The sequence below is a fragment of the Arthrobacter sp. Helios genome, assembly GCF_023167125.1.
Classification (GTDB): Bacteria; Actinomycetota; Actinomycetes; order Actinomycetales; family Micrococcaceae; genus Arthrobacter_B; species Arthrobacter_B luteolus.
In genome coordinates this window covers 3583280-3594674 of sequence record NZ_CP095402.1, presented here as the reverse complement: position 1 = coordinate 3594674, position 11395 = coordinate 3583280, and the positions used below count along the sequence as shown (strand labels likewise).

The window sequence follows — 11395 nt, the reverse complement described above, 5'->3', positions numbered from 1 at the left end:
GGAAGCAACGTGAGTGCCGACGCACCGCCGGACGGAACCGCACCGCCGCCGCCCGCCCGCACCCGCCCGACCAACACCCAGTGGATTTCCTGGATCGCGCTGGCGATGATGACCACCAGTTCAGTGGCCAGTCTCCGGGCAGCGCCCACCATGGCTGTCTACGGCTTGGCCTGTGTCTTCCTCTACATTGTCCCGGCGATCGTCTTCCTGCTCCCCACCTCACTGGTTTCCGCCGAGCTGGCCTCGGGCTGGACCGGCGGCGTCTACAAGTGGGTGTCGGAGGGCATCTCCAAACCGATGGGCTTCCTTGCGGTGTGGTGCCAGTTCGCGATGACCATTTTCTACTACCCCAGTCTCCTGGGGTTCGTCGCCAGCACGCTGGCGTACGTCATTAATCCCCAGCTCGCCAGCAGCGGGGTGTGGACGGCCTGCGTAATCATCGTCGTCTATTGGTCCGGTGTCTGGGTTTCCTCCCGCGGCACCAAGGGTGTGGCCGGGCTCGCCAGCGGCGGGCTGATCATCGGGACGCTGGTCCCCGGCGTCGTCCTCGTCACCCTCGGCATCGTCTTTCTCGGCCAGGGCAACGTTTCTGCCGCGCCAATGACCGCTGAGAATCTTCTCCCGGCCTGGGCCGGACTCTCCAGCCTCGTGCTCATCGTCAATAACTTCCTGTCCTACTCAGGAATGGAAATGAACGCTGTCCATGTGTCCTCGCTGAAGAACCCGGACAAGGAATACCCCAAGTCCATGTTCCTGGCCATGGGCCTGGTGCTCGCCATCTTCATCCTGCCGGCCCTGGCAATCAGCTGGATTGTCCCCGCCGAGCAGCTGTCCCTCACCGCAGGGGTGATGCAGGCCTTCGACGCGGTCTTTGCCAATTTTGGCTGGCAATGGCTGACTCCGATCGTCGGCATCATGCTGGTCACCGCCTCCCTTGGCGGCATGCTCACCTGGCTGGCCGGGCCTTCCAAGGGGCTGCTGCTCATCTCCCGGCAGGAAGGGTATCTGCCGCCGTTCCTGCAGAAACTGAACAAGAACGGCGTCCAGCAGAACATCCTGGTGGTCCAGGGAATCGTCACCACGGTCATCGGCCTCGCCTACGCGCTGCTCCCAAACGTCTCCAGCGCTTACTGGATCTTCTCCGTAATCACGACGCAGGTCTACCTCATCATGTACCTGCTGATGTTCGTTGCCGCCGTCCGACTGCGCCGGAAGCAACCCGACCACCCGCGCGGTTTCCGGGCTCCCATGCTGCTGGGCTTGTGCGGGGTGGGCTTCGCTGCCTCCCTGGCCGCACTGCTGGTCGGGTTCGTCCCGCCGTCGCAGTTCGCGTCCGGCAATCCAGGAATCTACGTCCTGGTCGTGGGCGGCGGTGCCCTCGGCCTTGGCTTGCTGGTGCCGTTCCTCTTTTACCGGTTCCGGAAGCCGTCCTGGAAGCAGGGCGCAGCCACGGAGGTGGACTCGTGAGCACGCCAGCGGAGCATGAACCCAAACGCCAGCGCACCTGGATCTACATCACGGCCTGTGTGCTCCTCGCCGGGCTGGCGGTATGGGCGCTGCTGGCGTTCAACACGGCCAGGAACAACCGCCAGGCAGAAGAGAAAGCGGAGCGGTTTATTGCCCTGGTTGAGGCATCCGGCCAAACCGCTCCAGACCAGGATCAGGTGGCCCGTGTGCTGGGCGACGACGGCGGTGCGGCCTGCGCCAATCCGAACGCCGCGCTCAGCCGGGCAACCCTGAACTCGATGCTGGCCAACGGGGCAACCGGGCCCGGCGCGCGGCCGATCATTTCCGAAAGCCGCGCGGTCAAGGGGCAGCTGCTCATCATCGAGGTCTATTGCCCCGAGCATCTGGACGATTTCAAAGCCTCCATCGAGGAACTCAAGACCGAAAACACGGGAGGCTGAGCATGGACGCACGGGAGAACGTGGCGCAGCTGATGCCGCAGGCCCATGAGGAACTGACCGAACTTGTGGCCCTGCGGTCCGTGGCGGATCCCCGCCAGTTCCCCGCCGAAGAATGCGAGCGCGCCGCGGGGTGGGTCAGGGAAAGGTTCGCGGACCTCGGTTTCGCCGATGCCCGCCTGGAACAGACTTCGGACGGCAGCAAGGTGGTGGTTGGGTCCCGGCCCTGCGCCGATCCGCAGGCTCCCACCGTACTGCTCTACGCCCACTATGACGTCCAGCCGCCTCTCGACGACGGTGCCTGGCGGACGCCGCCCTTCGAACTGACCGAGGTAGACGGCCGCTGGTACGGGCGAGGCGCCGCCGACTGCAAGGGGAACATCGTGATGCACCTGGCCGCCCTGCGTGCCCTGGGCCAGGACGTCCCCGTCAACCTCAAACTGGTGGTCGAAGGCTCGGAGGAGCAGGGCACCGGCGGGCTCGAGGCCTTCGTTGAAGCCCACCCCGATCTCCTGCGTGCCGACGCGATTCTCGTCTGCGACACCGGCAACGCCGCAGTGGGCTATCCGGCCGCCACCGTCAGCCTGCGCGGCATGGTCAACGTCGTCGTCACAGTGGAAGCCCTGGCCACCGAGATCCATTCCGGGATGTTCGGCGGGCCCGCACCTGATGCCCTCGCCGCGCTCGTGGCCATCCTCTCCACCCTCCGTGACGAGCGCGGGAACACCACGGTCAAAGGGCTGGACAACAGCCGGTCCTGGTCGGGTGCGCCCTACGCGGCTGATCAGTTCCGCACCGATGCCGGCGTGCTGGACGGGGTCTCCCTGCTCGGCGACGGCAGCGTCGCCGACATGCTGTGGGCGCGTCCGGCGCTGACAATTCTTGGCATCGACTGCCCGCCGGTCCTCGGCTCGGCTGCGGCCATCGTTCCGCGGGCGGCCGCCCGGCTGAACCTCCGGATTCCGCCGGGCACTGCGCCCGACGCCGCGGAGCCGGCCCTCATAGCGCATCTGCAGGACGCTGCTCCCTGGGGTGTCCACGTCACGGTGGATGTCGAGGCAACCGGTTCTCCGTTCGAGGCTTCCACCGACGGGCCGGCTTACCAGGCCATGGCAGCCGCCGCGCAGGAGGCCTACGGGCGGCCGCTGGCGAAGCTGGGGCAGGGCGGGTCCATCCCGCTGTGCAACGTGTTCGAGCAGACGTACCCCGGTGCGGAGATCATCCTGATCGGTGTCGAGGAACCGCAGGCCCTCATCCACGCTCCCAACGAAAGCGTGGACCCGGGCGAGATCGAGCACATGGCCCTGACCGAGGTCCTTTTCCTGCGGCGTTACGCCGACCAGGGCCGCTCAGGGAATGTGTGATTCCGGCAGTGCCGCTGGACCTACGGCGCCGAGGACCGGGAGGCTCCTGGACCAGAACCAACGATTAATACGACGACGGCGGCGGCCAGCGCCGCCGTCGCCAGGAAAACTCCCGCGTTTCCCGGATTTGGCGTGAAGGCGAGAATCACCGCAGGAAGGCAGGCGCCACCCGCTGCACCGCTGACAACCAGCAGACCGACCGCTTTTTTGGCGTCCTGCACTCTCACTCGTGTGAGCCCGATGCCGAGAACCAGTGAGTACATCGGTCCAAGGCAGGCCACTGCCACGCCGGTGGCTCCCAGCGCCGCTTCCGGTTGCGGTCCCCGGAGGAATCCCGCAGCAGCCAGACACGCTGCCGCGAGTGTGCAGGTGACGATGAGGACCGCCGCCGGCGTCACCCTGGACTTCAGGATGAACCAGGTACTGTAGCGGCCCACGGCCATCAGGACCCAGAAGATTGAAGTTCCGGCTGCGGCGGAAGCGGCGTCGAGGGCAAGTACTTCCGCGGGGATGACCGCAGACCACCCGGCGAAGATTGTTTCGATGCCCACATAAAGGAAGAGGGCAGCGGAGATGGGCGCCAGCAGGAGGAACAGAGCAGGCCTGGCGGTTCCGGCGCCATCCGAAGCATCCGAAGCATCCGGGCGAGACGGGGAGGACCGCGGGAAGGAGAACAAGCCAGCGGTGGCGAGGTGCAGCAGTGACACGCCGAGCAGCAAGGGAGCCGGGCTGCCGCCCGTGGGCCCCGCGGCAATCAGCAGCGGGCCCAGGGCTGCAACCAGGGCCACCGTTCCCGTCAGCGCTGACAGCAGACCGGTGGTTCCTTCCCCGGCCAGAACCCGGGCCAGGATGCTGCCGCTGGCTTCGCAGAGGCCAAAGCCCAGGCCAGCCGCTGCTGCTGCGGCGGTGAAAGTGCCACCATCCGGGGCGGCGGCCACTGCAAGGAGCGCCGCGGCCTGCAGCGCTGATCCCGCAGCCAGGGTGGCCGCAGGCGTGATTACCCGCAGCAGGACCGAAGCCAGCAGCACCCCGGCCATCAGCCCGAAGAAGAGTGCCGGCACAGCGCTGAGGTAGCCAGCAACCGGCCTGTCGGCGTTGTGTGCTGCGAGCGGGATCAACGCGGGGATGATCGACGCGGTGCCGCCCATCCCGGCAAAGGCGGCGAACAGTCCGGCCTTCTGCGCCCGCAGGCTCAGAAGGTGTCTCCCGCTGCGGAGCAACGTTATCCGCCTACTGCCCGGGCGGCAGGGACGGCTGCCAGAAGTTCGCGGGTGTAGTCAGCCTGCGGGGCATCGAAAATCTCGGCGGGAGTGCCGCTCTCCACGATGCGGCCGCGCTGCATCACATGGACAGCATGGGAGATCATCCGGACCACGGCCAGGTCATGGCTGATGAAGAGGTAACTCAGGCCCAGTTCCCGTTGCAGGTCCGCGAGCAGTTCCAGGGTCTGTGCCTGGACCAGGACATCCAGGGCGGAGACGGCCTCGTCCAGCACCACCAGATCAGGCGAAAGGGCGAGCGCACGGGCGATGGCCACGCGCTGCCGCTGGCCGCCGGAGAGCTCATGGGGCAGCCGGCCAGCCAGCGCCGCCGGCAAGGCGACCTTGTCCAGCAGTTCCACACAGCGCTTGTGCCGTTCACCCTTGGTGCCCAACCGGTGCACCCGCAGCGGTTCCGTCACGGACTCCGCGACGGTGTAGCGAGGATCCAGGGAGGCATACGGGTTCTGGAACACCGGCTGCACCCGGCGGCGGAACTCGAAGAGCCCGCGGCGGCTCAGCGAGGAAATACCCGTCCCCTCGAACAAGATCTCTCCCGAAGTGATGTCCTCGAGCGCCAGCATCAGGTTCGCCGTCGTCGACTTGCCGGACCCGGATTCCCCGACTATGGAAACCGTCTGGCCGCGGGGAATGGTGAAGCTGATGTCATCGACGGCAGTGAAAGCGGTCCCGCCCCGGCTGCCGGGGCCACGGATGGTGAACACCTTGCTCAGGTTGCGCACTTCAACAATGTTCTCCGGCGGCGCTTCCATGCCGGGTCCCGCAGCAGCGGCCGGGCGTTCGGCGGTGAGGATGGACCGGGAGGCCAGGCTGGGTGCTGCCGTCAGCAGCCGTTGGGTGTAGTCATGCTGGGGATCAGTCATGATCCGGGCTGCCGGCCCGGACTCAACGATCTCGCCCTGCCGCATCACCACAATGGAGTCCGCACGCTCCGCGGCGAGCGCAAGGTCGTGCGTAATCAGCAGCACCGCGGTGTCCATCTGCCCGGTGAGTTCACCGAGCTTGTCCAGGATGCGGCGCTGGACCGTCACGTCCAGTGCCGAGGTGGGCTCGTCGGCGATCAGCAGGCTCGGACGGCAGGCCAGGCCCATGGCAATCAGGACACGCTGCCGCATACCGCCGGAGAATTCGTGCGGATACTGGCTGAGCCGGCGTTCCGGGTCCGGGATCCCCACCATCTCCAGCAGCTCGACCACCTGTTCCCGGCTGCCCTTGCCCCGGGACTTCCCGTGAACCTCCAGCGCTTCGGCAATCTGGTCGCCGACACGCATCAGCGGGTTCAGGTTGGACATGGGGTCCTGCGGAACGAAGCCGATCCTGGCGCCGCGGATGGCAAGCATTTCCCGCTCGGTGGCCTCGGCCAGGTTGCGTCCCGCAAAGAAAATCTCGCCCCCGGTGATCTGGCCCGTCCCGGGTAGGAGCCGGTTCACTGCCGCGGCCGTAGTGGACTTGCCCGAACCGGATTCGCCCACGAGGGCCACTGTCTGCCCGGGGAACACATCCAGGGAGAAGTGGTGGACCACGGCCTGCCGGCGTTTCCCGGTTCCGAAGGCAATGGAGAGGTCCTGGATGGAAAGGAGCGGTGATTGGGGGGTCATGGCTGGTGCCTCTCTTGGGTGCTGCAGCTGCGGGAAAACGTGGGTGCCTGGCCTCGGGATCTGTGCGTTCATGGTGCACCGCCGGTGAGGTGGGTTCCGGCTGCCCCGAGGAACTCCGCCCACAGGGTCTCGGTCGGGACCGGTTCCCCGTCCACGAGCAGCCGGTTGCTGGCCAGCGCAAAAGCCAGGTGCCGGCCGGGCACGAACCCCACCGCGCACCCGACGTAGCCGGGGTGTCCCAGGATGGTCAAGGCCTCACCGGCCACGGTCAGCCGGTACCGGCGGAAGCCCAGCGATTGCCCTGCATCAGGCCCGGCCGCGAAGAACTCTTCGGCGGTCTCCGGGCTCCAGAGGGAATCGTGGTTTCGGTAATCGGCCAGCGCCCCGGCGAACCGCAGCAGGTCGGGGACCGTGGAAAACAGGCCAGCATGCCCGGAGACGCCGCCGAAAGCGTGGTAGGCGTTCCCGTCCGCGACCTGGCCGTGCACGGGCGAGCGCCGCCAGCGGGCGAAGTCGCTGCTTCGGAAGGGAACGGGATAGGGCCGCTGGGTGTCTAGCATGGCCGCTTCGATCCGGTCATCGCGGGCACCGGTTGCCACGTTGGCACCGGCGGGGGCTGCATACCGGGTTGCTTCGAGGCCGAGCGGTCCGGTGACCAGCTGCGCGGTCGCTGCGGCAAGGTCCAGCCCTGCCGCTGCGCCGACCACCCGGCCCAGGAGAATGAATCCGAGGTCCGAATAGCGGCGTTCCGTTCCGGGCGGGCAGGCCAACGGAAGTGTTTCGATGACGCGGTGGGCGTCCGCTTCGCCGTCGGCCGCCAGATACAGGGGATACCACTGCTGAAGCCCGCCCCGGTGCAGCAGCAGGTCCCGGACCGTGACGGTTTCCCTACCGGCGCCGCGGAACCGCGGCAGGTACCGGCGGACTTCGGCGTCGAGGTCCACCAGTCCGTCCGAGACGAGCCGGAGAAGGCATGCGGTGGTGCCGAGCACCTTGGTGACGGAGGCAAGGTCATGGTGGGTGTCCGGATGCATGGCGTCGATGCCCCGGCGCCCACCTCCGGACCAGCTGACGGTGCGGAACCCCGCGCTCACCACGGCCGTGGTTTCCGGCGTCCGGAGCCCCAGCGTCACCCCGGGCGGCGGCTCCTGGGCAGCGGCTCCGGACAGGCGGGTGGAGAGCAGGAGGCTGGCCGCGGATTCCAGTGTGCTCATCCGGACCACGCCGCTGGAACCATACGGGAGGCTGCCCGCCGCAGCACCGAACGCATGGACACTGCCCTAAGCCCGGGAAAGGGTCAGGGTGCGGGGCGCTGACCCGGCGGGCGGCGGCAGGACGAGGGGTCCGCTGCCGGGGGTGATGCTGCCAAGAATGCGTGCGTCCCGGGCTCCGGTTCCTCCCGGGACGGTGCCGGGCAGCCCATGGGCGGTGCACCAGCCGATAAGGGCGAAGGCAATCGCTTCCTTGTCATCCGCGGGAGCACCGTAGTCATCGGATTGAGTGATGACGACGCCGGGCAGAGCCTTTCGGAGTCCCTCCATCAGGACGCCGTTCCGGCAGCCTCCGCCCGAAGCCACCACCAGGTCGATCCCGTGCGCCCGGATCTCCTGCGCCACGGTCCGGACCGTCAGTTCGGTGAGGGTTGCCACCAGGTCAGCGTCACCGGGCTCGGCGCCGGCGTCCCGGAGGATGCCTTCGACGTAGGGCAGGTGGAAGTGTTCTTTGCCGGTGGATTTGGGAGCAGGCAGCTGGAAGTAGGCATCCTTGAGGAAGACGTCGAGCAGGTCCTCGTCGACGGTGCCGCTGGCGGCGATCCTGCCGTCGGCGTCGTACCCTTCCGCGCCAAGTTCCCGGGTCACCACCACGGCGTCGATCAGGGCGTTGGCAGGCCCGATGTCGTACGCGAACAATTCCCCGGCCGACGGAACAACCGTCATATTGGCGATCCCGCCGAGGTTAAGGGCAGCGGCGGTGCCGGGATGACCGGCCAGCAGCAGGGCGTCCAGGTAGGAAACCAGCGGCGCGCCGTGGCCACCGGCGGTAATGTCCCTGGCGCGGACGTCGGAGAGCACGGGCGTTCCGGTCGCCTCTGCAATCCACGCCGGCTGACCAATCTGCAGGGTGCCCAGGGCCTGCCCTCCGTCCACCCAGTGGAATACGGTCTGCCCGTGGGAGACCACCAGGTCCACGGGACCGCTTTGCCGGATGGTCTCCGTTGCCACCTGGGCGAACTGCTGGCCAACCAGGGTATCCAACTCGCACATTTCTGCCAGCGTGGTCGAGGCGGGCGGAAGCGCGTTAATGATCCGGCTCCGGAGAGCCTGGGGATACGGGGTGCTGCCGGAGTGCTGGAGAGTCCCGGTCAGGTGCCCGTCCTTCTCCTCAAATTCCACGACGGCGGCATCGATCCCGTCATGGGAGGTGCCTGAGATCATTCCCAGAATTCTCATGCTTGCTCTCCTAGCGCCGCGCGCAGCAGGCCGCCGTGCTTGGTCAGTTGGGCCGCAGCAGCCACCGGATCCAGTCCCAGCCGGAGCGCGGTGATGGTCTGTTTGACGGAATTGTTGTTCGCCGCCAGGGCGTCCTGGGCTTCAGCCCGGGCTACCCCGGTAATCTCCTGCACCATCCGCAGGGCCCGCTCGCGCAGTTTCACGTTCGTGGGTTTTACATCGACCATGAGATTGCCGTAGGTCTTGCCCAGCTGGACCATCACAATGGTGGAGAACATGTTGAGCACGAGCTTCTGGGCGGTTCCTGCTTTCAGCCGGGTCGATCCGGCCACAACCTCCGGGCCGACGATGACTTCGATCGGGTATGCCGCGGCAGCGGCCAGCGGGGTTCCGGTGTTGCAGGTCAGTGCCACGGTCAGCGCGCCCCTGGCCCGGGCCCGGGTGACGGCGGCGATCACGAAGGGAGTCCGGCCGCTGGAAGCGATGCCGATCACCGTGTCCAGCGGCCCGATGCCTGCCGTGTCCATCGCCAGCGCACCGGCGTCAACGTCGTCCTCCGCCCCTTCGCAGGGTGCCACAACCGCTTTAGGGCCGCCGGCAATGACCGCGAAGATCTGATCCGGCGGTGTCCCGAAGGTGGGCGGGCACTCCGAGGCGTCGAGCACACCGATCCGCCCGGGGGTGCCCGCGCCCACGTAAATCATGCGTCCGCCCGCTTTCATCCTCTCCGCGGTGGCTTCGATGGCGGGTGAAATTTGCGGCAGGGCCTGCTGGACCGCTCCCGGAACGGCGGCGTCCGCGTTGTTCATGGTGCGGGCCAGTTCGCTGACCGGCATCGTGTCAATGGAAGCAAAACGGGGGTCAGCGGTTTCCGTTTCCAGTCCGGTCAGTCCGGCAATCTCACCGGGAGTCAAAGTCATCGCTTTCCTCGGTTCCGGGGGTCGAAGCCGTCGCGCAGCCCGTCCCCCAACAGGTTCAGGCCAACGACGAGGAGGACCACCACCACGCCGGGGGCAATCATGGTCCACGGCGCGACGTAGACCAGCGTGCGGGCTTCAAAGATCATCGACCCCAGTGAGGGCGCTGGCGGCGGGGTGCCCAGGCCAAGGAAGCTCAGTGACGCCTCGGTCAGCACCGCCCAGGACAGCGACAGGGCCACCTGGACAATGATGATGGAGGTGATGTTGGGCAACACATGCCGGAACATGATCATCACCCGGCTCTGGCCGGTGCTGGTGGCGGCCCGCACATAGTCAATTTCGCGCAGCGAGAGGACGGGTCCCCGGGTGACCCGGATAAAGATCGGGACATATACGACGGCGATTGCCACGGCAATGGTGAACCAGTTGCGGTTGAAGACCGAGGCCAGGGCCAGTGCCAGCAGCAGGGGCGGGAAGGCGAACAGGACGTTCGTGATCCCGCCGATAACGCTGTCAGCCGCACCGCGGTAGAACCCGGCAACCAGACCCCCCAGCGTGCCGATGACCGTGGCGAAGGCTACCGCGACGACGGCGATGAGGGCGGAATTCGCCACGCCTGCGGCGACGCGGGAAAAGACGTCTCGGCCGAACTGGTCGGTGCCGAACCAGTGCTGCGCGGACGGTGCCAGGAGGCTGGACGGCGCGTCCTGCGTCAGCGGATCGTAGGGCAGGGAGTTGGTGAAGGACAGGACAGAGAGGATGGCGAGCAGGCAGATGAGGATCAGCCCGGCCAGGCCTGTAGGGCTCTTCAGCAGCGCCGGAACCCGGCGGCCCGGGGCGGCGGGGACCGGACTGCTATCCGTGGTCACGGGGACGCCGGTCATGCGGCACGCACCCGCGGGTCGATGACCCGGTAGAGGAGGTCGGTCAGGAGATTCACGATGACGAAAGTCAGGGCAATAACAAGGACGGTGCTCTGCACGAGGGCGTACTCTTTCTGCTGTATTCCGAGCAGGACCTGCCGGCCGATCCCGGGAATCGAGAAGATCTGCTCCACAACGACGGCGCCGCCCAGCAGATAGCCGAACTGGAGCCCCGTCATCGTGACAATCGGAACGAGGGCGTTGCGAAGCACGTGTCTGGCTTGCAGCCGGCCTTCCGGGACGCCCTTGGCCCGGGCGGTGCGGATGAAGTCGTTCGAGCGGATTTCCAGGACCGCGGTGCGCGTCGTCCGGATGATCGGGGCAGCGATGCCGAAACCGAGCACCACCGAGGGCAGGAGCATCTGCTGCAGGTTCAGCAGCGGGTTCTCGGTAAATGCGGCGAAGCCCTGGCCGTTCGGGTTGAAGCCCCAGGAGGCTGCGAAAACTGAGAGCAGTGTCGTGGCCAGCAGGAAGGCCGGCACGGAGAGTCCGGCCAGGCTGACCACCTGGGCCAGGCCGTCGCGCGGTGAATCCGGGCGGGACGCGGCCAGCATGCCCAGCGGCACACCGATCAGCAGAGCCAGGACAATCGCGAAGATGGCCAGCTCGAAGGTGACCGGAAGGGACCTCAGGGTGAGGTCCAGGACGCTTTCCTGGGCGCGGGAGGAGAAACCGAGGTTTCCGGTAAAGAGGTTTCCCAGCCAGGAAAAGAACTGGACAAAGAGCGGCTGGTCCAGTCCGTAGTAGCTCTCCAGCGCGGCCTGCTGGGCCGGGGTGAGGGCGGCAGCTTCGGTTCCGAGGCCGGCAGTGATCTGATCGCCGGGTATTGCACGGAGCATGATGAAAACGAAGACTGCCACTCCCAGCAGGGTGCCTGCGGCAGCAGCGATGCGGCGCAGCAGGGGGTTGTGGGTAAGTGTCTGGCGCATGTGCCTGGTTTTCTCGCCTGGGGCAGG

At 67.0% G+C, this 11395-nt stretch carries 10 protein-coding genes; 3 read left to right on the top strand and 7 right to left on the bottom strand.

Annotation, left to right across the window (positions count from 1 at the left end):
- Positions 1 to 9 precede the first annotated feature (9 nt).
- Genes ArtHe_RS16540 through ArtHe_RS16530 form a run of 3 tightly spaced genes read left to right on the top strand, consistent with a single transcriptional unit; the run spans position 10 to position 3268 of the window.
- A complete protein-coding gene (locus ArtHe_RS16540; RefSeq protein WP_248317942.1) occupies positions 10 to 1467 on the top strand; it encodes an APC family permease in 1458 nt (485 codons plus the stop codon).
- A complete protein-coding gene (locus ArtHe_RS16535) occupies positions 1464 to 1907 on the top strand; it encodes a hypothetical protein (RefSeq protein ID WP_248317941.1) in 444 nt (147 codons plus the stop codon). Before ArtHe_RS16540 ends, ArtHe_RS16535 begins: the two co-directional genes overlap by 4 nt.
- Before the next feature lie 2 nt (positions 1908 to 1909).
- Positions 1910 to 3268, top strand: a complete 1359-nt coding sequence (locus tag ArtHe_RS16530) for a dipeptidase (RefSeq protein ID WP_248317940.1) — start codon at positions 1910 to 1912, stop codon at positions 3266 to 3268.
- 20 nt (positions 3269 to 3288) lie between these two features.
- Here the strand turns inward: ArtHe_RS16530 and ArtHe_RS16525 are convergent, their stop codons facing one another.
- The 7 genes from ArtHe_RS16525 to ArtHe_RS16495 all read right to left on the bottom strand — a co-directional run bounded on the left by ArtHe_RS16525 (position 3289) and on the right by ArtHe_RS16495 (position 11368).
- On the bottom strand, positions 3289 to 4488 hold the full coding sequence (locus ArtHe_RS16525; RefSeq protein WP_066299650.1) for a hypothetical protein: 1200 nt from the start codon (positions 4486 to 4488) through the stop codon (positions 3289 to 3291).
- A 2-nt stretch (positions 4489 to 4490) separates the two neighbouring features.
- Complete coding sequence (locus tag ArtHe_RS16520; RefSeq protein ID WP_248317939.1) at positions 4491 to 6146, bottom strand: ABC transporter ATP-binding protein; 1656 nt, start codon at positions 6144 to 6146, stop codon at positions 4491 to 4493.
- Between the two features lie 68 nt (positions 6147 to 6214).
- Positions 6215 to 7360: a serine hydrolase domain-containing protein gene (locus ArtHe_RS16515; RefSeq protein ID WP_066299647.1), complete on the bottom strand. Its 1146-nt coding sequence runs from the start codon at positions 7358 to 7360 to the stop codon at positions 6215 to 6217.
- A 66-nt stretch (positions 7361 to 7426) separates the two neighbouring features.
- Positions 7427 to 8596 carry an anhydro-N-acetylmuramic acid kinase gene (locus ArtHe_RS16510; protein ID WP_248317938.1) on the bottom strand — a complete coding sequence of 390 codons (1170 nt, stop codon included), beginning with the start codon at positions 8594 to 8596 and terminating at the stop codon, positions 7427 to 7429.
- Positions 8593 to 9516, bottom strand: a complete 924-nt coding sequence (murQ, locus tag ArtHe_RS16505; protein WP_248317937.1) for an N-acetylmuramic acid 6-phosphate etherase — start codon at positions 9514 to 9516, stop codon at positions 8593 to 8595. The genes ArtHe_RS16510 and murQ overlap by 4 nt, the downstream gene beginning before the upstream one ends.
- Entirely contained in the window at positions 9513 to 10400 is an 888-nt protein-coding gene (locus tag ArtHe_RS16500) for an ABC transporter permease (protein WP_248317936.1), read from the bottom strand. Before ArtHe_RS16500 ends, murQ begins: the two co-directional genes overlap by 4 nt.
- Complete coding sequence (locus ArtHe_RS16495; protein ID WP_248317934.1) at positions 10397 to 11368, bottom strand: ABC transporter permease; 972 nt, start codon at positions 11366 to 11368, stop codon at positions 10397 to 10399. The genes ArtHe_RS16500 and ArtHe_RS16495 overlap by 4 nt, the downstream gene beginning before the upstream one ends.
- Positions 11369 to 11395: the final 27 nt, after the last annotated feature.

Excerpts from the sequence above, each read along its gene's own strand:
- ArtHe_RS16530 (WP_248317940.1), top strand. The coding sequence starts at position 1,910 with ATGGACGCACGGGAGAACGTGGCGCAGCTGATGCCGCAGGCCCATGAG.
- ArtHe_RS16520 (WP_248317939.1), bottom strand. The coding sequence starts at position 6,146 with ATGACCCCCCAATCACCGCTCCTTTCCATCCAGGACCTCTCCATTGCC.
- ArtHe_RS16515 (WP_066299647.1), bottom strand. The coding sequence starts at position 7,360 with ATGAGCACACTGGAATCCGCGGCCAGCCTCCTGCTCTCCACCCGCCTG.
- ArtHe_RS16510 (WP_248317938.1), bottom strand. The coding sequence starts at position 8,596 with ATGAGAATTCTGGGAATGATCTCAGGCACCTCCCATGACGGGATCGAT.
- murQ (WP_248317937.1), bottom strand. The coding sequence starts at position 9,516 with ATGACTTTGACTCCCGGTGAGATTGCCGGACTGACCGGACTGGAAACG.
- ArtHe_RS16500 (WP_248317936.1), bottom strand. The coding sequence starts at position 10,400 with ATGACCGGCGTCCCCGTGACCACGGATAGCAGTCCGGTCCCCGCCGCC.
- ArtHe_RS16495 (WP_248317934.1), bottom strand. The coding sequence starts at position 11,368 with ATGCGCCAGACACTTACCCACAACCCCCTGCTGCGCCGCATCGCTGCT.